The 23,788-nt window shown below is 65.5% G+C and carries 23 protein-coding genes; 10 read left to right on the top strand and 13 right to left on the bottom strand.

Annotation, left to right across the window (positions count from 1 at the left end):
- Positions 1 to 34: 34 nt before the first annotated feature.
- Together DWV00_RS22935 and DWV00_RS22930 are read left to right on the top strand one after the other, a co-directional pair.
- Positions 35 to 1,390: an O-antigen ligase family protein gene (locus DWV00_RS22935; RefSeq protein ID WP_115535916.1), complete on the top strand. Its 1,356-nt coding sequence runs from the start codon at positions 35 to 37 to the stop codon at positions 1,388 to 1,390.
- Between the two features lie 79 nt (positions 1,391 to 1,469).
- Positions 1,470 to 2,642, top strand: coding sequence for a glycosyltransferase family 9 protein (locus DWV00_RS22930; RefSeq protein WP_115535915.1), 1,173 nt, complete (start codon positions 1,470 to 1,472; stop codon positions 2,640 to 2,642).
- 21 nt (positions 2,643 to 2,663) lie between these two features.
- Here DWV00_RS22930 and DWV00_RS22925 read toward each other — a convergent pair whose 3' ends face one another.
- Positions 2,664 to 3,458: a glycosyltransferase family 2 protein gene (locus tag DWV00_RS22925; RefSeq protein ID WP_115535914.1), complete on the bottom strand. Its 795-nt coding sequence runs from the start codon at positions 3,456 to 3,458 to the stop codon at positions 2,664 to 2,666.
- Positions 3,459 to 3,688: 230 nt separating this feature from the next.
- On the opposite strand from DWV00_RS22925, the gene msbA reads away from it, so the two are divergent.
- Entirely contained in the window at positions 3,689 to 5,473 is a 1,785-nt protein-coding gene (gene msbA / locus DWV00_RS22920; protein WP_115536064.1) for a lipid A export permease/ATP-binding protein MsbA, read from the top strand.
- A gap of 182 nt (positions 5,474 to 5,655) precedes the next feature.
- On the opposite strand, the gene DWV00_RS22915 is transcribed toward msbA, so the two are convergent.
- Positions 5,656 to 5,973, bottom strand: a complete 318-nt coding sequence (locus DWV00_RS22915; protein ID WP_115536063.1) for a hypothetical protein — start codon at positions 5,971 to 5,973, stop codon at positions 5,656 to 5,658.
- Positions 5,974 to 6,021: 48 nt separating this feature from the next.
- On the bottom strand, positions 6,022 to 6,180 hold the full coding sequence (locus DWV00_RS34170; protein ID WP_181885565.1) for a hypothetical protein: 159 nt from the start codon (positions 6,178 to 6,180) through the stop codon (positions 6,022 to 6,024).
- Positions 6,181 to 6,292: 112 nt separating this feature from the next.
- Between DWV00_RS34170 and DWV00_RS34995 the strand changes: the two genes are divergently transcribed.
- Positions 6,293 to 6,688: a hypothetical protein gene (locus tag DWV00_RS34995; RefSeq protein WP_342767001.1), complete on the top strand. Its 396-nt coding sequence runs from the start codon at positions 6,293 to 6,295 to the stop codon at positions 6,686 to 6,688.
- A 59-nt stretch (positions 6,689 to 6,747) separates the two neighbouring features.
- On the opposite strand, the gene rng is transcribed toward DWV00_RS34995, so the two are convergent.
- The 10 genes from rng to upp all read right to left on the bottom strand — a co-directional run bounded on the left by rng (position 6,748) and on the right by upp (position 17,031).
- Positions 6,748 to 8,211, bottom strand: coding sequence for a ribonuclease G (gene rng / locus DWV00_RS22905; RefSeq protein WP_115535913.1), 1,464 nt, complete (start codon positions 8,209 to 8,211; stop codon positions 6,748 to 6,750).
- A gap of 15 nt (positions 8,212 to 8,226) precedes the next feature.
- Positions 8,227 to 8,862 carry a Maf family protein gene (locus tag DWV00_RS22900; RefSeq protein ID WP_115535912.1) on the bottom strand — a complete coding sequence of 212 codons (636 nt, stop codon included), beginning with the start codon at positions 8,860 to 8,862 and terminating at the stop codon, positions 8,227 to 8,229.
- A 51-nt stretch (positions 8,863 to 8,913) separates the two neighbouring features.
- Positions 8,914 to 9,384, bottom strand: coding sequence for a 23S rRNA (pseudouridine(1915)-N(3))-methyltransferase RlmH (gene rlmH, locus DWV00_RS22895; RefSeq protein ID WP_115535911.1), 471 nt, complete (start codon positions 9,382 to 9,384; stop codon positions 8,914 to 8,916).
- 61 nt (positions 9,385 to 9,445) lie between these two features.
- Positions 9,446 to 9,925, bottom strand: a complete 480-nt coding sequence (gene rsfS / locus DWV00_RS22890) for a ribosome silencing factor (RefSeq protein WP_115535910.1) — start codon at positions 9,923 to 9,925, stop codon at positions 9,446 to 9,448.
- Between the two features lie 2 nt (positions 9,926 to 9,927).
- Complete coding sequence (locus DWV00_RS22885) at positions 9,928 to 10,656, bottom strand: nicotinate-nucleotide adenylyltransferase (protein WP_245964994.1); 729 nt, start codon at positions 10,654 to 10,656, stop codon at positions 9,928 to 9,930.
- An 83-nt stretch (positions 10,657 to 10,739) separates the two neighbouring features.
- Entirely contained in the window at positions 10,740 to 11,663 is a 924-nt protein-coding gene (hemF, locus tag DWV00_RS22880) for an oxygen-dependent coproporphyrinogen oxidase (protein WP_115535908.1), read from the bottom strand.
- Between the two features lie 13 nt (positions 11,664 to 11,676).
- Positions 11,677 to 12,951: a phosphoribosylamine--glycine ligase gene (gene purD / locus DWV00_RS22875; RefSeq protein WP_115535907.1), complete on the bottom strand. Its 1,275-nt coding sequence runs from the start codon at positions 12,949 to 12,951 to the stop codon at positions 11,677 to 11,679.
- A 131-nt stretch (positions 12,952 to 13,082) separates the two neighbouring features.
- Positions 13,083 to 13,811, bottom strand: a complete 729-nt coding sequence (locus tag DWV00_RS22870; protein ID WP_115535906.1) for a YebC/PmpR family DNA-binding transcriptional regulator — start codon at positions 13,809 to 13,811, stop codon at positions 13,083 to 13,085.
- A gap of 291 nt (positions 13,812 to 14,102) precedes the next feature.
- Positions 14,103 to 16,196, bottom strand: a complete 2,094-nt coding sequence (locus DWV00_RS22865; protein WP_115535905.1) for a putative bifunctional diguanylate cyclase/phosphodiesterase — start codon at positions 16,194 to 16,196, stop codon at positions 14,103 to 14,105.
- Between the two features lie 184 nt (positions 16,197 to 16,380).
- Positions 16,381 to 17,031 (bottom strand): uracil phosphoribosyltransferase, encoded by a 651-nt coding sequence (upp, locus tag DWV00_RS22860; protein WP_115535904.1) that lies wholly within the window; start codon positions 17,029 to 17,031, stop codon positions 16,381 to 16,383.
- A gap of 229 nt (positions 17,032 to 17,260) precedes the next feature.
- On the opposite strand from upp, the gene DWV00_RS22855 reads away from it, so the two are divergent.
- The 6 genes from DWV00_RS22855 (at position 17,261) to DWV00_RS22830 (ending at position 23,778) form a co-directional block, all read left to right on the top strand.
- The gene (locus DWV00_RS22855; protein WP_115535903.1) at positions 17,261 to 18,040 is read left to right on the top strand and encodes an SDR family oxidoreductase; all 780 of its coding nucleotides are present in this window, start codon (positions 17,261 to 17,263) and stop codon (positions 18,038 to 18,040) included.
- A gap of 94 nt (positions 18,041 to 18,134) precedes the next feature.
- Positions 18,135 to 18,524 (top strand): methylglyoxal synthase, encoded by a 390-nt coding sequence (locus DWV00_RS22850; protein WP_115535902.1) that lies wholly within the window; start codon positions 18,135 to 18,137, stop codon positions 18,522 to 18,524.
- 155 nt (positions 18,525 to 18,679) lie between these two features.
- On the top strand, positions 18,680 to 19,654 hold the full coding sequence (locus DWV00_RS22845) for a quinone oxidoreductase family protein (protein ID WP_115536061.1): 975 nt from the start codon (positions 18,680 to 18,682) through the stop codon (positions 19,652 to 19,654).
- 55 nt (positions 19,655 to 19,709) lie between these two features.
- Positions 19,710 to 20,408 carry a two-component system response regulator KdpE gene (gene kdpE / locus DWV00_RS22840; RefSeq protein WP_115535901.1) on the top strand — a complete coding sequence of 233 codons (699 nt, stop codon included), beginning with the start codon at positions 19,710 to 19,712 and terminating at the stop codon, positions 20,406 to 20,408.
- A 161-nt stretch (positions 20,409 to 20,569) separates the two neighbouring features.
- On the top strand, positions 20,570 to 21,187 hold the full coding sequence (locus DWV00_RS22835) for a DUF4126 domain-containing protein (RefSeq protein WP_115535900.1): 618 nt from the start codon (positions 20,570 to 20,572) through the stop codon (positions 21,185 to 21,187).
- Positions 21,188 to 21,258: 71 nt separating this feature from the next.
- Complete coding sequence (locus DWV00_RS22830; RefSeq protein ID WP_115536060.1) at positions 21,259 to 23,778, top strand: ABC transporter permease; 2,520 nt, start codon at positions 21,259 to 21,261, stop codon at positions 23,776 to 23,778.
- Positions 23,779 to 23,788 lie beyond the last annotated feature (10 nt).

Genomic DNA, 23,788 nt, shown 5'->3' with positions numbered 1-23,788 from the left:
GGTACCACCAGATAGATGCAGGAAGTTTGACCTGATGAATACCGCAAGAACGTTGGGTGTCGTCGCGGCGGCGGCGGCGGCCCTCTCACCCGCGCTGATGCTGTCGCTGAGAGGGGGCACCGGCTACTGTTTTTTTGTCATCCTTGCGCTATCCCTCGTCTATTTGTGCAACGGGAAGCATCGCGCGCGCGCGGCTCAGCTTTATCGCCGAAATCGCTTCTGGGTTTGGGCCATGCTCGGCATGCCCCTCATCGTCTTTTTTCAGATCGTCGTACTGCGCACGGGCACTTTCCCGGCGCTCGATCCGCTCTTGCGGTTGGCGTTGGTGGTTCCGTGCTTCTTCTTGCTGGCTTCCCTGGACGTGCGGCAACTGAGACACGTTGGGTGGGGCTTCGTGGCGGGTGCCTTGCTCGCGGGCGCATGGGTGATGTACCAACTCGCCCACCCAAACCTTGCATACGGTGCCGTGCGTGTCGGCAATGCATTTACGAACCCGATTCCGTTCGGCGATACGGCGCTGATTTTGGGCTTCATGGCGTTCGGGGCGTTGAGCCGCGACGGCTCGGCCAAGTGGCCCGAGATCGCGATTCGCATTTTGGCGTTGCTGGCCGGGGGGTATGCGTCTTACGCGTCGGGCGCTCGCGGCGGCTGGATTGCGGTGCCGTTTCTCCTATGGGCCGCCTTGGCGGGGCGGCATTGGTTCGTCAAGGCACGCGTCCCGATCTTGTGCATTTTGATTGTTTGCGTCGCCGCGGTGGCCAGCACGAAGGTTGTGGATACCCGGGTCGAAGCTATCCGCTCGGATCTTCAAGCGTTTTACAAGGGAAACTCGGATACGTCCGTCGGCGTGCGTTTCGATCTTTGGCGTGCCGCCGTGAGACTGTACGTACACCATCCGGTGCTCGGGGTCGGGCGGGGCCGATTGGAATCGGCGATGCGCTCGCTCGTCGAGCAAGGCAAGGGGCCCGAAATGATCATCAATGGGCGGGCCCACAGTGAATTCTTCTCGGTCCTCGCGGAGATGGGGACGATCGGCGTGATTGCGCTGCTTTCGTTGTACGCGGGTACGTTCCGGCCATTTTGGCGCGAGCGGCACAACCCAGACCCACACATCGCCACGGCGGCGTATACCGGCATCATGCTGATCGGCAGCACGGTCATTTTTGGTTTGACGATCGATGTGCTGACGCTCGTCATGAACGCCGCGTTCTTCGCTTTGACCGGCGCAACGTTGCTGGCCTGGATCGAGGCGCGCAAGCGCGAGCTTGCGGAGGCGGATCGAGCCAGCGCCGCTACGGTGGGGGCTCGGCAGGAGGCCTACGCCGGTGCGGCGTTGATCGCGTCGAATCGTGGCCGTCACGATGAAAAAAACGTAGCGACCGACGCATGAGCGAACTGTCCGGGGAGGTGCCACTTTCGGCCGCCCGTGCTTGTGCGGACGCAAACGAGACTTCTGTGCACCGATTTCGATGAACTCAACGTCCCCTCTTTCGTTCGGCGACGCTCCGCGCTCGGTTCTAGTCGTCTGCACACAGCGTATCGGCGACGTGTTGCTGACGACTGCGCTTGTGCGTTCGATCAAACGGCAATGGCCGCAGGCGCAGATCGATATGCTCGTGTATCAGGGGACGGAGGGCGTGCTCGAAAACAATCCCGACTTGCGCCGCGTGATATCTGTCGCTCGCCGCATGCGATGGTCACAACGCCTAGTCGAGGCAGCGCGCCTTTGGCGCCGCTACGATTTAGCGTGCGCGACGATCGGGTCGTCGAGTTGCCGGCTTTACGCTTGGGCGGCGGGGCGCAAGCGGGTAGGGCTCATCGAGCCTCATAGAGCCAAACGGTTGAGCCGTTTTCTGTTGAACCGGACGGCCCTCGACGAGCATAAGCGTGTCCACACCGTGACGAGCTACCTCGCTCTGGCGCCGCTCGTGGGTATCACGCCGCGTGCGGAAATCGTTGCCCCGGGGATCGCCGACGAGCCTGGCAAGCGCGCTGCGTTCGAGACGCGGCTCGCGCCTTTGCAGGGCCGCCCCTTCGTCGTCCTGCATCCGTATCCGATGTACCGCTACAAGCAATGGCGTTTGGAGGGATGGGCCGCGATGATCGCTTGGTTGCGCGATCAAGGTTACGCCGTGGCATTGACGGGCGGGCCGGCCGCAGCCGAGATCGAGTATGCGGGCAGTGTCGCCGCGGCGGCGGGCGGGTTTGTGTTGAACCTTGTCGGTCAACTGAGGTTAGGAGAAACGGCCGAGTTGATACGGCGGGCAAAGCTCTTTATCGGGCCGGATACCGGTGCGACGCATATTGCCGCGGCCAGCGGCACGCCGACGCTCACGTTGTTCGGTCCGTCCAATCCGGTTCGTTGGGGCCCTTGGCCCGCCGGGTGGCCCGCGGGTCAAGAACCGTGGCCGCAAATCGGATCAGGGCGGCGCGGGAACGTGTATGTGCTGCAGGGCGAAGGCGCTTGCGTTCCGTGCGGCCTCGAGGGCTGTGATCGGCACCGCGATAGCGAAAGCAAATGCTTGACCGGGCTGGACGTTTCGCGCGTCATCGAAGCGGCCGCTCAGTTGCTCGATTTGCCGCTGCCGAAAGACGCGCGCGGTCCGGTCGCCGCCACATGGCTCAAGGTTGATCGGGGGTGATCGAAGCCTGTCGGCGAGCCGTCAATGCTTTCGATCGCCTTGCCTCGCCAAGTGCAGCTTGAGGAATCGGTAGTAGACCGTTTCCGCGTTGAACACGGCGATCATGAATCCGCTGCGCCCGTCCAAGATGCCGCCTCTTAGCAGGTAGGTCCGCACGAACGCCCAAAAGCCTCGCAGCACGGCCCGCGCGAACCCGCCGCGCTTGCCGGCCGCGTGGCGTTGCCTCGCTCCGGCGCTCGAATACGCGTCGACCTTGCGCAGCACGGTTTCGAAGTCGTCGTAGGAGTAGTGCAGCAGGTGGCCGGCGAGCCGTTCGATGCGTCCGTCGAAGACGAGCCGCTCATGGACCAGATCGTCCGAGAAACGCGCCGCGCCCCGTTTGAACAGGCGCGGCACCCAGTCCGGATACCAGCCGCTATGACGCACCCAATGTCCGCAAAAGCTCGAGAGGCGATCGAGCGAGTAAACCTCGGCGCGAGGCGAATCGATCGCTTGCCGGATCGAGGCGGCGAGTTCGGGCGTGACGACCTCGTCCGTGTCGATCGAGAGGATCCAGTCGGTATCGAGTGCGGCGACGGCGCGGTTCTTTTGACGGCCGAAACCGGGCCAATCGGGCTCGACGACGACGCGCGCCCCGAGCGCGCGCGCAATCGCCACGGTCTCGTCCGCGCTGCCGCCGTCGATTACGACGATATCGTCGGCGAACCGCAGCGCCTCGAGGCATTGCGCGAGTCTTGGTTGCGCGTTCAACGCAATGATCGCGACGCCTAGCGAGGCGCGCTGAACGCTTGCGGATGCGGTCTGCGGCGAATTCACGGCGTAAGCGGTCAAAGGTGCGGTGGCGGGAAAAGGCGCCAGTATACCGGCCACGGAAGCGCCGCGGCGCGCTTGGGCTTTGCGGGCCGGCTTTATAATGTGGCGCTTTCGATCCGCAAGGCGTCTTGCCGCACCGGTGCGCTAGCCCAACTTTGCCGGTCATCGCATCGCCGCGGGCGCAAAACGCGGCCGAGACATCAGCCGGAAAGCGCAACAACGTAAGGAATACCTTGGAAAACCGAGCCACTTTGAGAAAAACGATCGGCGGCGAGGACACGTCGTCGACGCCGGCCGTCATGCGGCGGTTGTGGCCTTATCTGAAACCCGTCGTTTGGGTGCTGGTGCTCGCCGTCGTGTCGATGGCGCTTTCCGCCGCGACCGACGCCGGCATTCCGGCGCTGCTCAAGCCGCTGCTCGACCACGGCTTCGGCCACAATGCCAGCAAACTCGCGACGCGGTACGTCCCGATCGCCGTCATCGGCCTAGCGCTCGTGCGAGGCGTGTCGCAGTACGCGTCGCAATATTTGCTCGCGTACGTTTCGAACCGGATCTTGCTGCAACTGCGGCTCGATATGTTCCGGCGGATGATCCACACGAGCGCGACGTTCTTCCAGCGCGAGACGGCGAGCACGGTGATCAATGCGATCGTCTTCGAGGTCAATCAGATCCTGGGCGTGCTGACGAGCGTGGTGGTGACGCTCGTGCGCGATTCGTTGTCGGTTTTCTTCACGCTCGCCTATCTGTTCTACTTGAACTGGCGTTTGACGCTGATCGTCGCGGTGATTCTCCCCGGCATCGGCTGGCTCGTGAGCAAGATCAACCGGCGGCTGCGCCGGCTCGGCCGCGAGCAGCAGAATCTGACGAACGACCTCTCGTACATCGTCGAGGAAACGGTGGCGGGCTACAAGGTCGTGAAGATCCACAACGGCGAAGCCTACGAGATGAATCGCTTCGAGGCGATGAGCCAGCGCCTGCGCGGCTACGCCATGCGCATGACGGTGGCGGGCGGGCTCGCGCAGCCGCTCACGCAGATTCTCGCCTCGTTCGCGCTCGCGATCGTCATCACGATTGCCGTCGTGCAGTCGGCGAACAATCAGACGACGGTCGGCGGCTTCGTGTCGTTCGTCACGGCGATGTTGCTGGTGATCTCGCCGCTCAAGCACTTGATCGACGTGAATCAGCCGCTGCAGCGCGGCGTCACGGCGGCCGAGTTCATCATCGGCCTCATCGACGAGCCGCTCGAGCCGGCCGGCGGCACGCGCGCGCTCGAGCACGCGCGCGGCGAGATCGAATTCAAAGACGTTACGTTCAGCTACGGCGTGGACGATCGCATGACGCTCGATCACGTTTCGTTTGTGGCGAAGCCTGGGGAGATGATCGCGCTGGCCGGTCCGTCGGGCAGCGGCAAGACGACGCTCGTCAATTTGCTGCCGCGCTTTTTCGCGCCGACGGGCGGACAGATTCTCGTCGACGGCGTGCCGATTCACGAGTACGACTTGCACGCGCTGCGTAGCCAGATCGCGATGGTTAGCCAAGACGTCGTGCTGTTCAACGATACGATTGCCGCCAACGTCGCTTATGGCGGCGAGGCCGATCGCGCGCGCGTGCAAGCGGCGCTCGAGGCCGCGAACCTGTGGGATACCGTGCAGGCGATGCCCGACGGCATGGACACGTACGTCGGCGGCAATGGTATGCGTTTGTCGGGCGGGCAGCGCCAGCGTCTCGCGATTGCGCGTGCGATTTACAAGGATGCACCGATCCTGATTCTCGACGAGGCCACGTCGGCGCTCGATTCCGAGTCCGAACGCCACGTGCAGGCGGCGCTCGAGACGCTGATGAAAGGGCGCACGACGCTCGTCATCGCTCACCGGCTTTCGACGATCGAGCGGGCCGATCGGATTCTGGTCATGGAAGCGGGCCGCATTGCCGAGCAAGGCAGCCATGAGGCGCTGCTGCGGCAAAACGGCCTGTACGCACATCTGCATCGAATTCAATATCAGCAACAGGCCGCGTGAAGCGAGCGCTCGACGAATTCGCCGCACGTTGGCACCGGGCTTCTCCGGCAGTGCGGGGCCGCGCGACCTCGGGTTCGTGACTGGCGGGGCGGCGCTGGGCTGCGCGCCGCGCTCGTCAGCAGGCTGGACCTTCGCCGCTCGGCTTAGACACATCCATGCTGGAGGCTTGGACGCTTAGAGGCTCACACGCCGCCCGTGACGAGCGGGAGGACGGTCAGGTCGGGGTGCGTCCCGTCGACGATGGTGCGGCCGATATGCATGCCCTCGTCGAGGGCGGCGGCGGCGTTCGCGAAGCCGACGTCGCCGTCGGCGTGAAACGGCACGGCGTGGCCCGGCAGTTTGGGATCGGCGCCCGGATGGCAGACGTAGCCGATATAGGTGTATCCCTCCGAAGCCGGCGGGCGCGATTGCGCCTCGTGTTCCCGCACGAGCGGGGCCACGTGGATTTCAAAGCCTTCGTATTGGCTCATTTGCCACAGCGCATCTTCTTCTTCCGGCATGTCGTTCTCCTGGGGCTCCATGCAGCTCGGTCCGACGAGACTTGCACATCAATGCCGATGCCTGAGCCTGTCCCAAAGCCGATTGTGGTCCATGCGGTGCATCCAGCGTGCCCTTTGGTGTTCGCGGTGGTAGTGCGATGCCGCGATGATGACGACGGCGATCACCAGAATGATGGCGACGACTATGTTTGCGATCGATTCGGCCATGATGTCCTCCTTGCAAACACCCTACTGACAAAAAGTGTAGGAGATTTGGCCGGAAGCACGCAAATTACGATGCGTTTAGGTATGGATCGCCGTCCCATGGTGCAAGTGAACGATGTGGCCCGTATTGGGCACGGCCATGCGCGGCGCGGTCCGCGGCATGGTCGTTTCGTCGTATTACAGCGGCCATTACAGCTTTTACGCGCTGACACAACTCGGGGCCGAACGCGGCGTGGGTGATGCTCGTCTAAAAAAGAACAACAGTCAGGAGGGGAGCATCATGCGCAAGTCATTCGTCTTCTTAATGATCTCGCTTGGGGCCGTGGCGCTGACCGGCTCGCTGTCGGGATGCGTCGTCGCACCGGCGGCACCGGGCTACTACGGGTACGGTGGCGACTATTACGCGCCGGGCTACGCCTACTATCCGGGCTACTACGCGGAGCCGTCGGTCGGCATCGGGATTGGCTTCGGCGGCGGCTGGCATGGGCACGGCGGAGGGTGGCGCCATTGAGCGCGATTGAACGAGCAAAGGGCGGCACGGCCGCCTCTTTGCCTCAGCGCGCGAGCGTCCTACATCAACACGATGTCGTACTGTTCCTGACTCAGATTCGACTCCACCTGCAGTGAGACAGGCTTGCCGATGAAATCGATGAGCATCGCCAGATGCTGCGACTCTTCGTCGAGAAACAAGTCGATGACTTGCTGCGAGGCCACTACCCGAAACTCGCGCGGGTTGAATTGCCGCGATTCGCGCAGAATCTCGCGCAGCACGTCGTAGCAGACCGTGCGCGACGTCTTCACCTGGCCTTTGCCCTCACATGTGGGACACGGCTCGCAGAGCACATGCGCGAGCGATTCCCGCGTGCGCTTGCGCGTCATCTCCACGAGCCCGAGCTGCGAGAAGCCGTTCACCGTCGAGCGCGTGCGGTCGCGCGAGAGCGCCTTCTTCAACTCGCCCAGCACGGCATCGCGATGCTCCGCGTTCTCCATGTCGATGAAGTCGATGATGATGATCCCGCCGAGATTGCGCAGCCGCAGCTGGCGCGCGATCGTGTGCGCGGCTTCGAGATTCGTCTTGAAGATCGTGTCGTCGAAGTTGCGCGCCCCGACGTAGCCGCCCGTGTTGACGTCGATCGTCGTCATCGCTTCGGTTTGATCGATCATCAAATAGCCGCCCGACTTCAAATCGACGCGGCGCGAGAGCGCGCGCTGAATCTCCGTCTCGATGTTGTAGAGATCGAACAGCGGCCGCTCGCCCGTATAGTGATGAAGCTTCGAACTGACGGCCGGCGTGAATTCGGCGGCGAACTCGGTCAGCATTTGAAACGTCTCGCGCGAATCGACTTGAATGCGCGAGGTCTCGTCCGTGACGAAGTCGCGCAGCACGCGCTGCGCCAAGTTCAAATCCTGATAGAGCAGGCTCGTGGGCGGCAGACGCTGTGCCAGCGCGACGACGGTCGCCCACGTCTTGCGCAGATAGGCCACGTCGCTCGCAAGTTCTTCGCTCGTCGCATCTTCCGCGATCGTACGGACGATGTAGCCGCCTTTCTCGTCGGCGGGCAGCACGGCGGTCAACCGAGCGCGAATCGCTTCGCGCTCGGCCTCGCTTTCGATCTTCTGCGAAATTCCGATGTGCGGCTCTTGCGGCAGATAGACGAGCGTGCGACCCGCGATGCTGATCTGCGTCGACAGCCGCGCGCCCTTGGTGCCGATCGGATCTTTGATGACCTGCACGGTCAATGTCTGGCCCTCGAACACGATCTTCTCGATCGGCTGCTGCGGGCTCGCATGCTCGCCGGCCAGGCGCGGATGCCAGATGTCCGCGACGTGCAGGAACGCGGCACGCTCGAGGCCGATGTCGATGAAGGCCGACTGCATGCCCGGCAGCACGCGCACGACCTTGCCAAGATAGACGTTGCCGACGCGGCCGCGCGACAACGTGCGCTCGACGTGCAGCTCTTGTACCGCACCTTGCTGGATCAGCGCGACCCGCGTTTCCTGCGGCGTGACATTGATCAGGATTTCTTCGTTCATGTCGGCTCGGCAGCTTCAGAAGTCAACGCGCGCCAGGCGCAGCAGCGCGGCCGTTTCAAATAGGGGCAGACCCATGATACCCGAATAGGATCCGTCGATTCGCTCGATGAACTCGGCGGCACGGCCTTGGATGCCGTAGGCGCCCGCTTTGCCCAGCGGCTCGCCGGTCAACGCATAGCGTGTCAGCGCGGTGAGCGGTGCTTGCGCGAAGCGCACGGTGGAGCAGGACAGCGCCGGGGGCAGGAGGGTGCCCTCGGCATCGATGACGGCCACCGCCGTCAGAACTTCGTGTTCGCGTCCGACGAGGCGAGCCAGCATTTGCACGGCATGCTCCACGTCGTTCGGCTTGCCGAGAATCGCATCGTCGATCGTGACGGTCGTATCGGCGACGAGGATCGGTGCCGGCACATGGCCGCCCGTCACGAGCCGCGCCCGAGCCGCTTCGGCCTTCGCCACGCAGACGCGCTGCACGTAAGCATGGGCCGATTCGCCGGGTTGCTCGGCTTCGAGCGCCTCGGCGTCTTCGTCGGGGCGCGGCAGCAACATCTCGACACTGACCCCGAGCTGCGCAAGCAATTCGCGCCGGCGCGGGCTTTGCGAAGCAAGATAAACGAAGGGAAACGGGGAAAGGCGTGTACTCGGCTGAGGCATGTGTTCGTTCTCGTTAGGCGTAGGCGCCCGATCGAGAAGACGGACGCCGCATCAGACGCGGTGATAAGGGTGATTCTGCGTGATGCTCCACGCGCGGTAAAGCTGTTCCGCAAGCAGCACGCGAACCATGCCGTGCGGCAGCGTCAGGCTGGAGATGCGCAGCAGCAACTCGGCACGCTGTTTGATCTCGGGATCGAGGCCGTCGGCACCGCCGATCACGAACGCGACGTCGCGCCCGTCGCGCTGCCAATCGGGCAGGGCGCCGGCCAGTTGCATCGTGGTCCAGTCGCGGCCGCGTTCGTCGAGCGCCACGACGCGCGCCGCTTTCGGCAACGCGGCTTCGATGCGCTGGCGCTCCGCGGCCATCACGCTTTGCGCCGAGCGTCCGCCCGTTCTGGGCTCGGGCTTGAGCTCGCGCAGCTCGATGCGCAACTCGGGCGGCATCCGCTTCGCGTATTCGTCGAAGCCGGCGCTGATCCAATCGGGCATCTTATGGCCGACGGCCAGGATGTGGAGTTTCATGCAAGCAAGAAAGCAAGGCGCAGCGCGGGATCGGCGTTCTTCCCATGCGCCGCCGCGGTCGTTACTTGGCGCTCGTCTTGCGCGCGGGACTCTTTCGGGCCGGTGCCTTACGGGTGGCCTTCGCGGCGGGCGCGGCGCTCTCCTCGTCTTCGTCGTCTTCCGGCTCGCTCGCATGCGCGCCCGCGAACGGGCTCGTGGCCGTGAGCTTCACCCGCACGGGCTTGTCGCCCCAGATTTCCTCGAGGTTGTAGTACTGGCGCAGCGCCGGCTGGAGGATATGGACGATCGCATCGCCGCAGTCCACGAGCACCCACTCGCCGATGTCCTCGCCTTCCGTGCTGATGATGTCGCCGCCGGCTTCCTTCACTTTTTCCCGGACGCTCGAGGCGAGCGCCTTCGTTTGCCGGTTCGAGTTGCCGCTCGCGACGACGACGCGGTCGAACAATTCGGTCAGATGGGTCGTATTGAAGACTCGGATGTCTTGCGCCTTGACGTCTTCGAGACCGTCTACGATCGCGCGTTGCAGTTTGCGAATATCCATGGTTACGGGTGGTACAGGTGATGTTGAAGAATATAGTCCCAGACAGCCTCGGGGATCGGTTCAGGTGCCGGCGGCGCGCTCGCGGTGCTTGCCGCGCTCGGTGCACCGGCGGCAAGCGCTTTGCCGCCCGTCTTGCCGACGTGAGCGAGCCGGGCTTTCACATGGGCGCGGATGTCCGTGGCCGAAACGTCGAGCGCGAGCGTATCGTCGACAAGCAAATGTCCGGCGCTCGTGCAGCGCAGCATCGACGCGTCGGCGCGACGCGGCCCGAGTTCGCCGGCCAGCGCCGGCGAGAGGCTCGACAGATCGAAGCCGGGCCGCGTGGCCGCGCACACATGCGCGAATTCGAACAGCCGCTGCCAATCTCGCCAGGTGTCCAGCCGCAAGAGCTGGTCCGCGCCGATCAGCAGGGCGAGCGAAGCGTTCTGACCCTCTCTGGCGCGCCAGCGTGCGAGCGTTTCGACCGTGTAGGTGGGCCCCGTATGCTCGATTTCGTCGGTGGCCACCGTCACGGCGACGCCGGGCAGCACGAGCGAAGCGGCCGCCGCGCGTGTCATCGCCAGGCGATGCTGCGCTGCCGAGACGCCCGATTTCTGATACGGCTGGCCGGCTGGCAGCAGCACGAGTTCCGTCAGCACCAACTGCTCGGCAAAGCGGCGCGCGAGCGCGAGGTGCCCGTTGTGAATCGGATCGAACGTGCCGCCGAGCAGGCCGATGCGGCGTGGCAGCATAGGGCGCGCGGCGGACGCGAGGCCGGATGTGGCGGGGGCGGTCGAGATCAGATGTCGGTCCTCGTCGATCGGTCGGGTGGCCATCAAACCCAGTCGCGCGGCTTCAGAAAATCGCTGTAGAGCCGAGCCTCGTGCGAGCCGGGTTCCGGCTGCCAGTTATAGCGCCAATTCGCGCCGGGCGGCATCGACAGCAGAATCGACTCCGTGCGCCCGCCGCTTTGCAGCCCGAACAGTGTGCCACGGTCGTAGACGAGGTTGAATTCGACGTAGCGGCCGCGCCGGTACCCCTGAAATGCGCGTTCGCGTTCGCCGTACGGGGTCGCCCGCCGTTTTTCCAGCAGAGGGAGGTAGGCGTTCACGAACGCGTCGCCGACGCTTTGCATCATCGCGAACGAGCGCTCGAAGCCGAGTTCGTCGAAATCGTCGAAAAAGATGCCGCCCACGCCCCGCGTCTCGTTGCGATGCTTCAGAAAGAAGTAGTCGTCGCACCAGCGCTTGAAGCGCGGATAAAGATCGGCACCGAACGGCGCGAGCGCATCGCGGCAAACGCCGTGAAAATGCGCCGCGTCTTCCTCGAAGCCGTAGTAAGGCGTTAGATCCATGCCGCCGCCGAACCAGAACACGGGCGCTTCGCCCTCCTTGGTGGCCGCGAGCATACGCACGTTCATGTGCGCGGTGGGGCAGTACGGATTGCGCGGGTGCATCACGAGCGAGACGCCCATTGCCTCGAAACCGCGTCCCGCTAAATGGGGCCGCAGCGCGGTGGCCGACGGGGGGAGTTTGTCGCCGGCCACGTCCGAGAATCCGACGCCGCCGCGCTCGATCAGCGCGCCGTCTTCGAGGATGCGCGTGACGCCGCCCCCGCGCAGGCGGTCGCCCGCCGGGCGCTGCCACGCGTCGACGCCGAACGGCGTGCCGTCGAGCGCGCCGAGCGCGTCGGCGATGCGCGTTTGCAGCCCTTGCAGGTAGCTGCGCACTTGAGAGACGTCGTAGGTCGTGTCAGACATGGGAGGCCCGGCCTCAGTGCTTGCGGTTCAGGGCACGATACCCGATGTCGCGGCGATATTGCATGCCGTCGAACGCGATTTGGTTGATCGCCTCGTAGGCGGCCGATTGCGCGCCGCGCACCGAATCGGACAAGCCGACGACGCACAGCACACGCCCGCCGGCCGTCACGAGCTTGCCGTCGGCGATCGTCGTGCCGGCATGGAACGTCACGGCGTCGTCGGTCTCGGGCGGAATGCCGTTGATGCGGTCGCCCTTGCGAGGCGTGTCCGGGTAGTTGTGAGCGGCGAGCACGACGCCGAGCGCCGTGCGGCGATCCCACGTGAGTTCGACCGTATCGAGCGTGCCCGCGATCGCGCTTTCGACCACCTTCGAGAAATCGCCCTTCAGACGCGCCATGATCGGCTGCGTTTCGGGATCGCCCATGCGGCAGTTGAATTCGAGCGTCTTCGGGTTGCCTTGCTCGTCGATCATGAGGCCGGCATAGAGGAAGCCCGTATAGCGGATGCCTTCCTTTTCCATGCCGCGCACGGTCGGCAGGATGATTTCGCGCATCACGCGGGCATGCAGCTGCGGCGTGACGATCGGGGCCGGCGAGTACGCGCCCATGCCGCCCGTGTTCGGGCCTTGATCGGCGTCGAGCAGGCGCTTGTGATCTTGGCTCGAGGCGAGCGGCAGCACGTGCTTGCCGTCGACCATGACGATGAAGCTCGCTTCCTCGCCCGCCAGGAATTCCTCGACGACCACGCGCGCGCCGGCATCGCCGAGCTTGTTGTCGGCCAGCATCATGTCGATGGCCGCGTGCGCTTCGTCGAGCGTCGCGGCAACCACGACGCCCTTGCCCGCTGCCAGGCCGTCGGCCTTGATGACGATCGGCGCGCCTTTGCGATCGACGTAGGCGTGTGCAAGGGCTGCATCGGAGAACGTCTCGTACTCGGCCGTCGGAATGCCGTGGCGCTTCATGAACGCCTTGGCGAAATCCTTCGAGCTTTCGAGCTGTGCGGCTTCCTTCGTCGGGCCGAACACCTTCAGGCCGCGCCGGCGAAACACGTTGACGATGCCGGCGGCGAGCGGCGCCTCGGGACCGACGACGGTCAGCGCGATCTGCTCCTTTTCCGCGAAATCGGCGAGCGCGTCCAGATCGGTGATGTCGACGTTGCGCAGACGCTCGTCGCTGGCCGTGCCGCCGTTGCCGGGTGCGACATAGACGAGTTGCACGCGCGGCGACTGCGCGAGCTTCCAGGCGAGCGCGTGCTCGCGACCGCCGGAACCGACGACGAGTAGTTTCATATGATCGTTCCCCGAAGACTAAAAAAAGGGGCGGCCGGCGCATTGAGCCCGGCCGCGATGTCTTTGCCCTGCGCGCTTGGCGTCCGCTTCGCTCGACTCAGGCGGGAAGCGGACGGCGCGCGATGCATCCCTTACTCTTCCGCGATCGACGCGTTCGTGTAGACCTCTTGCACGTCGTCGAGATTTTCGAGCGCGTCGAGCAGCTTTTGCATCTTCACGGCATCGTCGCCCGTGAATTCGACTTCCGTCTGCGGCTTCATCGTCACTTCGGCGAGTTCGGCCTTGAAGCCGGCCGCCTCGAGCGCTTCCTTGACCTTCGAGAAGTCGTTCGGGCCGCACAGCACTTCGATGCTTTCGTCGTCGTTCGTGACGACGTCGTTCGCGCCGGCCTCGAGCGCCGCGTCCATCAGCTTGTCCTCGGGCGTGCCGGGGGCGAACAGGAACTGGCCGACGTGATCGAACAGGAACGACACCGAGCCGTCCGTGCCCATGTTGCCGCCGAACTTCGAGAACGCGTGACGCACTTCCGCGACGGTGCGCGTGCGGTTGTCGGTCATCGTATCGACGATGACGGCCGCGCCGCCGATGCCGTAGCCTTCGTAGCGGATTTCCTCGTAGCTGGCGCCGTCGACGCCGCCCACGCCGCGCTGGATCGCGCGGTTGACGTTGTCCTTCGGCATGTTGGCGTCGTAGGCTTTCTCGACGGCGAGCCGCAGGCGCGGATTCGAATCGATCTCGCCGCCGCCCATGCGCGCCGCGACCTGGATTTCCTTGATGAGGCGCGTCCAGACTTTGCCGCGCTTGGCGTCAGCGGCGGCTTTCTTGTGCTTGATGTTGGCCCATTTCGAGTGACCAGCCATACCTTTCTCCGTGGCGCATGCCGTTTCGGCACACGCATGATGCGTTTTTGTCGATTGCGAATCGTGTGAGCCGTGCGTGTCCTGCCGGGCTCGGTGTTCGGGTGTCGGGCGGCGGGTCGCGGTTATCCGTTTGGCGTGAAGCAGGCCGCGATGCGAGTCGTGCAGGCCGTCCGAAGAGCAGACGGCGATTTTATCATGCCGGGCCCCTGCCGGGCCGAGCGCTAGGCGCGGCACGGCACCGCACGGTCCGGCAGCCGCACGCTCGGCTCGGCGGCTGCGGGAGCGAGGGGATTAAGCCGTCACCGTGGCACTGGGCGGCAGGGGCTCGCCCGGTCCGCCGAGTAGGACCCCGAATGCATCGGGCGTGAGCGGTACGCCGAGCAGGTAACCCTGGAGCTGGTCGCAGCGCAGCGCCTCGAGCTTTTCGCGCTGAGACTCTGTTTCGACCCCTTCGGCTACGACGTTCATGCCGAGCGAATGCGCCAGCTTGATGATTGCGGCGACGATCGCCGTGCCTTCGCTGTCATGGGCGTCGAGCCCGTCGACGAAGAACCGGTCGATTTTCAGTTGCCGCACGCGGAAGCGCTGCAAGTACGCCAAGCTTGAATAGCCGGTGCCGAAATCGTCGATGGCGACCTCGAAGCCGCACTTCTGAAAGGCGTGCACCGTTTCGGCCGTGCGGCGCACGTCGTGCATCGCCGCCGTCTCCGTGATCTCGAACATGATCTTCTCGGGGCTCATGCGCTCGGCGTGCACGATCTCCTGGATCGTCTCGAGCAGATCGGGTTGCGCGAGCTGGCGCGGCGACAGGTTGATCGCCACCTTCGTCGTCTTGAGTCCCGCCGCCTGCCAGCGGCGGATCTGCCGGCACGCCTCGCGTACGACCCAATAGCCGATCGGCACGATTTGCCCGTTGCGCTCGGCGATCGAGATGAATTCGGCGGGCGAGAGCAGGCCGAGCGTCGGGTGATTGAGCCGCAGCAACGCCTCGGCACCGGCCAGTGCCCCGTCGCGGCCGTAGAACTTCGGCTGGAAGCGCAGCGAGAAGTACTCCTTGTCGAGCGCTTCGTGCAGCGCCTGCTGGATCTGCAGCGTGCGCGTGGCGGCTTCGTTCATGTCCGATTCGAAGAAGCGGCACGTGCCGCGGCCTGCTCGCTTGGCGGCGTACATCGCCGCATCGGCGTTCTTGAGCAGCGTCTCGACCGTGTCGCCGTCACGCGGGAACAGGGCGATGCCGATGCTCGGCGCGACCTGCAGCGGCCGCCCCTCGACCCAAATCGTCTCGCGCATGCGCTCGAGCACGGCTTCGCCCACGCGCTGCGCATCCTCGGGCAAGCCGATGTGCCGCACGAGTATGACGAATTCGTCGCCGCCCAGGCGCGCCACGGTGTCGCCGGCGCTCACGCAATCGGCGAGGCGCTGGGCGAAGGCCTGCAGAACCTGGTCGCCGACCGTGTGGCCGAGCGAATCGTTGATCGTCTTGAAGCCGTCGAGATCCATGAACAGGATCGCGAACAGTCCCTTGCCCTGCTTGCCGTGTTCGATTGCCCGCTCGATATGCTCGGTGAGCGTGAGCCGGTTCGGGAGATCCGTCAGCGCGTCGAACGCGGCCATGTACACGATCCGGCTGTTCAATTGCGAGACCGACTGCACGAGCGACGCCGTGCGCGCATCGAAGCGCGACAGCATCAGCGTGACGATCAGGATCGCGAACGTGAAGATCGAGATCGTTGTGCCGAGCCAGCGCAGATCGACGCCGTCGGCGGCGCCGCAGATTGCCCCCGGCAGATAGTTCGCGGCCGCGTTGGCCGTGTAGTGCATGCCTGTGATGGCCAGTCCCATGATGAGCGAGGCCGCCATGCGTTTCTCGAGCACGTGCCCCTGATCTTCGATCCGAAGCTTGTGCGCGATGAACAGCGCGGCACCCGATGCGACGACGGCAATCGCGATCGACGCCGCGACGAGCACGGGGTCGTAGACGATTCCGGGCTGCATGAGCATCGCGGCGTCGCCGGTGTAGTGCATCCCGACGATGCCCAGGCCCATGAGCACGGAGGCGCTGGCGAGGCGTTTCGCGCCGAGCGCGTCGTGGGCGATCACGTGCAGCGCGAAGTACGACACGCCGACCGCGATCAGCAGCGAGCAGGCCGTGATCTTGAAGTCGTAGCCGACCGGAATCGGCAGCTTGAACGCGAGCACGCCGATGAAATGCATCGACCAAATGCCGACGCCCATGGCCCCGGCGCCACCGGCGAGCCAAGCGTGGCGCTGCCGGCGATTCGGCAGCTGAGCGATGCGCCCGGAAAGGTCGAGCGCGGTGAAAGAAGCGAGTGTCGCGACCACTAGCGATAGCGCGACTAGCCAAAAATTATATGTGCCGTGCATGGCGATGCTTGCGATGACGGGAGTGGTTCCACGTCGTTTAACGGCACGCCGGGCGATTTTCTGATGCGAGACAAACCCGAATGGCGTCCAGCGATATGAAGTGGCCGGTGTGTATCGGCGGCGGCGAGCCGCTGGCGCTGCGTGCGCCGCGATCCGCGCGGCGCAAGGTCGATGCTTCCCCGTTTTAGTTCTTGGTTCCGAACAACCGGTCGCCGGCGTCGCCGAGACCCGGCACGATATACGCGTGGTCGTTCAGATGCGAATCGAGCGATGCGACATACAGCTTCACGTCCGGGTGCGCATCCTGGAACACCTGCACGCCTTCCGGCGCCGCCACGAGCGCGACGAACGAAATTTCCCCGCCGGCCACGCCGCGGCGCTTGAGGACGTCCACCGCATGGACGGCCGAGTAGCCCGTGGCCACCATCGGATCGCAGAGGATGAACGTGCGATCCTCGAGATCGGGCAGCCGGACCAGATATTCGACGGGGCGATGGTCGGTGTCGCGATAGACCCCGATGTGCCCGACGCGCGCCGACGGAATCAGCTCGAGCAAGCCGTCGGACATGCCGACGCCCGCGCGCAGCACCGGTACGATCGCGAGCTTCTTGCCGGCGATGACGGGCGCGTCGATCTCGACGAGCGGCGTCTCCACGCGGCGCGTCGTGATCGGCAGGTTGCGCGTGATCTCGTAACCCATCAGCAGCGTGATCTCGCGCAGCAGTTCGCGGAACGTGCGCGTCGACGTGTCCTTGTCGCGCATGTGCGTGAGTTTGTGCTGAATGAGCGGATGATCGAGGATGAATAGGTTCGGGAAGCGGCTATCTTGTTTCATGGCGGGGGGCGCGAGGCGGCTAAGTATATTCAGACAAGTTTACCGAAAGACGCAAGCGTACCGAATTTCCGTTATTTCCGTGACAGGCGAGCAGGCCGAGCGACGTCGTGGTGCGCGGGGCGGCGCGGCCCTCGATCGTCGCATCGTCGACGTGCCGGAGGACACCGCGCGCGGTCGCGGCGATTCTTCTACAATCGCCCCCATCGCCCAACCTCATCGGGACTCAAGTATGGACCTTGGAATCGCAGGACGCACCGCGCTCGTGTGCGCGGCCAGCAAAGGACTCGGGCGCGGCTGCGCCGAGGCGCTCGCGGCCGAAGGCGTCGAACTCGTCATCGTCGCGCGCACGCAGGAGACGCTCGAGGCAACTGCGGCCGACATCCGCGCGAAGACGGGCGTATCGGTGCGCACGGTCGCCTGCGATATCACGACGCCCGAGGGCCGGACGGCCGCGCTCGCCGCCTGCCCCTCGCCCGACATTCTGGTCAACAATGCCGGCGGGCCGCCGCCCGGCGATTTTCGCAAGTTCACGCACGACGACTGGATTCGCGCGCTGGAAGCGAACATGCTCACGCCGATCGCGCTTTTGCAAGCGACGATCGACGGCATGATCGACCGCGGTTTCGGCCGGATCGTCAACATCACGAGCTCGGCCGTCAAGGCGCCGATCGACGTGCTCGGGCTGTCGAACGGCGCGCGCTCGGGGCTCACGGGCTTCGTCGCGGGCGTCGCGCGCAAGGTCGCGCGGCACAACGTGACCATCAACAATCTGCTGCCGGGCCTGTTCGATACCGATCGCATCGCCACGACGCTCAACGCGCAGGCGCAAGCGAAGGGCATCAGCGTCGACGAGGCGCGGCGCGAGCGCGCGGCCGGCATTCCCGCTCAGCGGCTCGGGCAGAGCGAGGAATTCGGCAAGGCCTGCGCGTTCTTGTGCAGCGTGCACGCGAGCTACATTACGGGGCAAAACTGGCTCATCGACGGCGGCACCTATCCCGGCACGTTCTAAGTTCGACGTTCGGTGTGCCGACACCCCCATGCGTTTCCCGATCGGATCGATCGGCCTTTCATTTGACTTGGCTTGAACACGAAGGAGCTGTGCCATGACCCCCTGCGTCGCGTTGATTGCGCACGACCATAAGAAAGACGACATCGTCTCCCTCGCAGGCGAATATGCGCAAACGCTGCGCCACTGCAAGCTGATCGCGACGGGCACGACGGGCGGGCGCATCGCCGATACGCACGCCCTGACCGTCCAGCGCATGCTCTCGGGCCCGTACGGCGGCGATCTGCAAATCGGGGCCATGCTTGCCGAAGGAAAGGTGGACCTCGTCGTCTTCCTGCGCGACCCGATGACGCCTCAGCCCCACGAACCGGACATCAACGCGCTCGTGCGCGCCTGCGACGTCCACGACGTGCCTTGCGCGACGAACGTCGCCACGGCGCGCATGCTGCTCGACGCGCTGGCGGCGCGGACTGCCGCTGCCGTTTGACGCAATACCTGTATTTCGTTTCGATCGTCTCAATCGTTTCGACGATCCGTATGACCTGAAGGTACCCAGGACGCGGCGGCCACAAGCTTCGGCTCGCTTTGGCTTTGCCGCGCGAACCGAACGACTCGAGCCTCGCGCTCGGCAAGGAGAATGGCATGGCGAAAGCGATTCGAATGGAGCAAACGGGCGGCCCCGAGGTCATGCAGTGGGTCGACGTCGACGTAGGCGCGCCCGGCGCCGGCGAAGTGCGCATCAAGCAGGCTGCGGTCGGACTCAATTACATCGACGTCTATTTCCGCACCGGGCACTACCCGATGCCGCTGCCGGCGGGCCTCGGGATGGAGGGCGCCGGTGTCGTCACCGAGGTGGGCACGGGCGTGACGCGTTTGAAAGCCGGCGATCGTGTGGCCTATGTCGGCCGTCCGCCCGGCGCCTATGCCGAGGAGCGCGTGCTGCCGGCCGACGGTCTCGTGAAGCTGCCCGATGCGATCGGCTTCGACGACGCCGCTTCGGCGATGCTGCAAGGGTTGACCGCGCAGTACCTGCTGCGGCGCACGTTCCGCGTCGAGCCCGGCCAGACGATTCTCATTCATGCCGCGGCGGGCGGCGTGGGCCTGTTCGTCTGCCAGTGGGCCAAGGCGCTCGGCGCGACCGTGATCGGCACGGTTGGCTCGGACGAAAAGGCCGAACTCGTGAAGACGTTCGGCTGCGACTACCCGATCGTCTATACGCGCGAGAACTTCACCGAACGCGTGAAGGAAATCACGAATGGGGCGGGCGTGCCCGTCGTCTACGATTCGATCGGCAAGGACACTTACAAGGGCTCGCTCGATTGCCTGGCGCCGCTCGGCTATTTCGTCAGCTTCGGCAGCGCATCGGGGCCGCTGCCGCCGATCGAGGCCTCGGAGTTCGCGAGCCGCGGGTCGCTCTTTTTCACGCGGCCGACGCTGTTCAGCTACATGGCCAAGCGCGAATGGCTCGATCAGATGGCCGCGGAATTGTTCGACGTCATTGCGTCGGGCAAGGTCAAGACGAACGTGCGCCAGCGCTACGCGCTCAAGGATGTCGCCGAGGCCCACCGGGCGCTCGAAGGACGCAAGACGACCGGTTCGACCGTTCTGATCCCCTGATCCGCCATCCGCCCATGTCGTCGTTGGCTTACGCGGGCGCTTCGCCTCGGAACGCATGACCGAATCAGCCGTCAACATCGTCGTGATCGAGGACGAGCGCCAAATTCGCCGCTTCGTGCGCGTCTCGCTCGAGGCGGAAGGCATGACCGTCTACGAAGCGGAAACGGGCAAGGCGGGCTTGATCGAAGCGGCAACGCGCAAGCCCGATCTCGTCGTCGTCGATCTCGGCTTGCCCGATACCGACGGCATCGACGTCATCCGCGAGTTGCGCGCTTGGGCCGACATTCCTGTCATCGTGTTGTCCGCGCGCACGCAGGAGGCCGAGAAAGTCGCGGCGCTCGACGCGGGCGCGGACGACTACCTGACGAAGCCGTTCGGCGTGCCGGAGCTGCTGGCCCGCATTCGCGCGCACCTGCGGCGGCGTCAGCGAGGCGGGGCGAGCGAGGCGGCCGTGGTTCGCTTCGGCGAGGTCAGCGTCGATCTCTCGCAGCGCATCGTCACGCGCGCCGGGGAGGTCGTGCATTTGACACCGATCGAGTATCGCCTGCTCGTTGCGCTCGTGCGCCATGCGGGCCGCGTATTGACGCACAGGCAGTTGCTCAATGAAGTGTGGGGCCCCTCGCACGTCGAAAGCCAGCACTATCTGCGCATCTACATGGCGCACCTGCGGCGCAAGCTCGAGCGCGATGCGGCGCAACCCGAGCACATCGTCACGGAAACGGGCATCGGCTATCGGCTCGTCGGCGCGGTTTGAGATGGGTGCGGCGTTCGACTGTCCAGCCTGTCTATAATGGGACATCGGCGCACCGCGAGGGTGCGCGGCATGCACGTGATGCTCCGGCATGCTCGACGTGCATCCGGCATACGGACGGCGCGCGGGCTGTTCGGCGTCGCCAAAGAAGCGGGGAGGGCGCAATGATCGACGCACTTTCGCTCGGCGCGGGTCTGTCATGGGCCAGCGGCTTGCGTCTTTATCTGACGGTCTTCCTCGTCGGCGTGCTCGCTCGGTTCGGCATCGTTCATCTGCCCGAGACGCTCTCTACGCAGTCGTCGGGCTGGGTGATCGGCGCGGCCGGCGTGCTGGCCTTCTTCGAATTCCTGGCCGATCGTATCCCCGCCTTCGATTCGCTCTGGGACGCCATCCACACGTTCATCCGCATTCCCGCCGGCGCGGTGCTCGCCGCGGGTTCGCTGGGCCATGCCGATCCGGTGCTGCTGACCGTCGCCGCGCTCGCGGGCGGCGCGCTGGCCGGCTCCGCGCATCTGACGAAGGCCGGCACGCGCGCGCTCATCAATCTTTCGCCCGAGCCGTTTTCCAACTGGGTCGCGTCCTCGACCGAAGACGTGCTCGTCTGCGTCGGTCTCGCGCTTGCACTGTTCGCGCCACTCGTCTTTCTCGTGCTGATGGCCGGCTTTCTCGCGTTCGCGATGTGGGCGTTGCCGCGGCTGTGGCGCGGCGTGCAGGGCGGTTTCCGGGGTATGGCGGCGCATATGGTGTCGCGCCTCGGCTCGATCGGAGGCAAGCGCGATTGAGCGAAGCGCCGCCCGTCGTCAAGCCTAGCGCGCCGCTCGGCCGGTTCGAACTGGTCCGGCAGGCTGCGCGCATGACCGCGCGCGACTGGCGCGCGGGCGAGTTGACGATGCTCGTCATCGCGCTCGTGCTGGCCGTCGCGGCGCTCGCCAGCGTCGGTTTTCTCGCCGATCGTTTGCAGCAGGGGCTCGAGCGCGACGCACGGCGCATGATCGCCGCCGATTTCGTCGTGCGCGCCGATCATCCCGTCGATCCCGCGTTTTTCGACGAGGCGCACGCCTTGGGTTTGCGCACGGCGACGACGGACATTTTCCCGACCATGGTGTCGCGTATTACCGGCGCGGGCGCGGGAGATCAGGCGCTGTCCAATGCGCGCCTGGCCGCCGTCAAGGCAGTATCGTCGGCCTATCCCCTGCGCGGCGCGCTGCGCATCGCGCCCCGGCCCGATGCGCCCGATCGTCCGGCAGACAGCATTCCCCCGAAAGGGACGGTTTGGGTCGACGCACAACTGCTCGAGACGCTGCATGCGAAAGTCGGCGACACCGTTCAGCTCGGCGATCGCCGCTTCACGATCGGCGCCGTCATCACGCGCGAACTCGATCGCGGGTTCGCATTCGTCAATTTTTCGCCGCGCGTCATGCTGCGCTCCGACGAACTCGCATCGACGGGGCTGCTCGGCTACGGCAGCCGCGTGACCTATCGCCTGCTCGTCGCTGGCAGCGACGCCGCGGTTGCGCGTTTCGCCGCGTTCGCGCATGAGCGGGTCGACGGCGGCAAGCTGCGCGGCGTCGCGCTCGAATCGCTGCAGGACGGCCAGCCTCAGGTGCGCGAGACGCTCGACCGCGCGGGGCACTTTCTGCGGCTCGTCGCGCTATTGACGGCGCTGCTCGCGGCCGTCGCCATCGCCATGGCCGCACATCGCTATACGCGGCGCCATCTCGACGGCTGTGCGGTGATGCGTTGCCTCGGCTCGAGCGAGCGCGACCTGCGCACGCTCGTCGCGCTCGAATTCGCATTCGTCGGGCTGACGGGAGGGGGGCTGGGCGCCGCGCTCGGCTATCTGGGTCATTTCGCGCTGCTCGGCTTGCTCGGCAGCCTGATCGCCGTCGCGTTGCCGCCGCCGAGTCCGCTGCCCGCGCTGGAGGGGATCGGCGCGGGGCTCGTGCTCCTGTTCGGGTTTTCGCTGCCGCCGCTTTTGCCGCTCACGCGCGTGCCGCCGCTGCGCGTGTTGCGGCGCGAATGGGCCGGCCAGGCAAGCGCGGCATGGTGGGCCTATGCGGTCGGTATCGCGCTGTTCGGCGGCCTGCTCGTGCTCGCGGCCGGCGAACTCAAGCTCGGCGGGATCGTCGCCGGCGGTTTCGCGCTGGGCCTCGTCGTGTTTGCCGCCACGGCACGCGCGGCGCTTTGGCTGTGTGCGCGCGCGGCCCGCAGCGAGGGCGGGCGGCGGGTCGCGGCCGGCGTTGGCTGGCGCTACGCGCTGGCTTCGCTCGAGCGGCGCGGCTGGGTCGGCGCGCTGCAGATCACGGCGCTCGCGATCGGTCTCATGTGCCTGCTGTTGATTGCGATGACGCGCAACGATCTCGTGCAAGGCTGGCGCAAATCGACACCGCCCGACGCGCCCAACGAATTCCTGATCGATATCCAGCCCGACGAGCAGCAGGCCATCACCGACTATCTGACCGCGCACGGCGTCGCGAACGTGTCGCTCGAACCGATGGTGCGCGCCCGGCTCGTCTCGGTCGACGGTAAGCGCGTCGTGCCCGACGCCTACAAGAACGACAACGCGCGGCGCCTCGTCGATCGCGAGTTCAACTTGTCGTATCGCAGCGTCTTGCCCGACGACAACCGCATTTCGGCCGGCAAATGGTACGGCGATACGACGCGGCCCGAGATTTCGATCGAAGCGGGGCTGGCCAAGCTGCTCGGCTTGAAAGTGGGCGACAAGCTCGGTTTCGAGGTGACAGGCATTCCGATCGAGGCGCCGATCACGAGTGTGCGCACGCTCGATTGGGGCTCGTTCAAAGTCAACTTCTTCGTCTTGATGCCGCCGGCCGCGCTAAAAGGGTTGCCGACGCTGTTCATCACGAGCTTCTATCTGCCGCCCGCGCGGCGTTCGGTGCTCGACGGCTTGATCGCCGCGCACCCGAACGTGACGGCGATCGATATCGCACCGATCCTCGCGCAGGTCCAGCACGTGGTCGATCAGGTGGTCGGGGCCGTTCAGTTCCTGTTCGGTTTCACGTTGGCCGCCGGTCTGCTCGTGCTGTATTCGGCGCTGGCCGGCACGCGCGACGAGCGCGTGCGAGAATCGGCATTGTTGCGGGCGCTCGGCGCATCGCATGGGCAGGTGCGTTCGGTGCATGCCGCCGAGTTCGCCGTCGTCGGGGCGCTCGCGGGTTTGATGGCGGCCATCGGTGCGCAGGCACTGGCGATCGTACTGGCTACGCGCGTCTTCGATTTCCATGTCGACGTCGATCCGTGGCTCTTTCCGGCCGGTATCGCCGCCGGTATCGCGTGCGCGGGCGTCGGCGGCTGGCTCAGTCTGCGGCGCGTGCTGCGCCGCCCGGCCGCGCAATCGTTGCGCGATGCGTGAAATTTTGTTT

The organism is Trinickia dinghuensis (assembly GCF_003367175.1).
Lineage (GTDB): Bacteria > Pseudomonadota > Gammaproteobacteria > Burkholderiales > Burkholderiaceae > Trinickia > Trinickia dinghuensis.
This window is presented reverse-complemented; position numbering and strand designations above follow the sequence as displayed.

Coding starts and splice junctions, on each gene's coding strand:
- DWV00_RS22935 (WP_115535916.1), top strand. CDS start 35: ATGAATACCGCAAGAACGTTGGGTGTCGTCGCGGCGGCGGCGGCGGCC.
- DWV00_RS22930 (WP_115535915.1), top strand. CDS start 1,470: ATGAACTCAACGTCCCCTCTTTCGTTCGGCGACGCTCCGCGCTCGGTT.
- DWV00_RS22915 (WP_115536063.1), bottom strand. CDS start 5,973: ATGCCGGAAGAAGAAGATGCGCTGTGGCAAATGAGCCAATACGAAGGC.
- DWV00_RS34170 (WP_181885565.1), bottom strand. CDS start 6,180: ATGGCCGAATCGATCGCAAACATAGTCGTCGCCATCATTCTGGTGATC.
- DWV00_RS34995 (WP_342767001.1), top strand. CDS start 6,293: ATGTGGCCCGTATTGGGCACGGCCATGCGCGGCGCGGTCCGCGGCATG.
- rng (WP_115535913.1), bottom strand. CDS start 8,211: ATGAACGAAGAAATCCTGATCAATGTCACGCCGCAGGAAACGCGGGTC.
- DWV00_RS22900 (WP_115535912.1), bottom strand. CDS start 8,862: ATGCCTCAGCCGAGTACACGCCTTTCCCCGTTTCCCTTCGTTTATCTT.
- rlmH (WP_115535911.1), bottom strand. CDS start 9,384: ATGAAACTCCACATCCTGGCCGTCGGCCATAAGATGCCCGATTGGATC.
- rsfS (WP_115535910.1), bottom strand. CDS start 9,925: ATGGATATTCGCAAACTGCAACGCGCGATCGTAGACGGTCTCGAAGAC.
- DWV00_RS22885 (WP_245964994.1), bottom strand. CDS start 10,656: ATGCTGCCACGCCGCATCGGCCTGCTCGGCGGCACGTTCGATCCGATT.
- hemF (WP_115535908.1), bottom strand. CDS start 11,663: ATGTCTGACACGACCTACGACGTCTCTCAAGTGCGCAGCTACCTGCAA.
- purD (WP_115535907.1), bottom strand. CDS start 12,951: ATGAAACTACTCGTCGTCGGTTCCGGCGGTCGCGAGCACGCGCTCGCC.
- DWV00_RS22870 (WP_115535906.1), bottom strand. CDS start 13,811: ATGGCTGGTCACTCGAAATGGGCCAACATCAAGCACAAGAAAGCCGCC.
- DWV00_RS22865 (WP_115535905.1), bottom strand. CDS start 16,196: ATGCACGGCACATATAATTTTTGGCTAGTCGCGCTATCGCTAGTGGTC.
- upp (WP_115535904.1), bottom strand. CDS start 17,031: ATGAAACAAGATAGCCGCTTCCCGAACCTATTCATCCTCGATCATCCG.
- DWV00_RS22855 (WP_115535903.1), top strand. CDS start 17,261: ATGGACCTTGGAATCGCAGGACGCACCGCGCTCGTGTGCGCGGCCAGC.
- DWV00_RS22850 (WP_115535902.1), top strand. CDS start 18,135: ATGACCCCCTGCGTCGCGTTGATTGCGCACGACCATAAGAAAGACGAC.
- DWV00_RS22845 (WP_115536061.1), top strand. CDS start 18,680: ATGGCGAAAGCGATTCGAATGGAGCAAACGGGCGGCCCCGAGGTCATG.
- kdpE (WP_115535901.1), top strand. CDS start 19,710: ATGACCGAATCAGCCGTCAACATCGTCGTGATCGAGGACGAGCGCCAA.
- DWV00_RS22835 (WP_115535900.1), top strand. CDS start 20,570: ATGATCGACGCACTTTCGCTCGGCGCGGGTCTGTCATGGGCCAGCGGC.
- DWV00_RS22830 (WP_115536060.1), top strand. CDS start 21,259: ATGACCGCGCGCGACTGGCGCGCGGGCGAGTTGACGATGCTCGTCATC.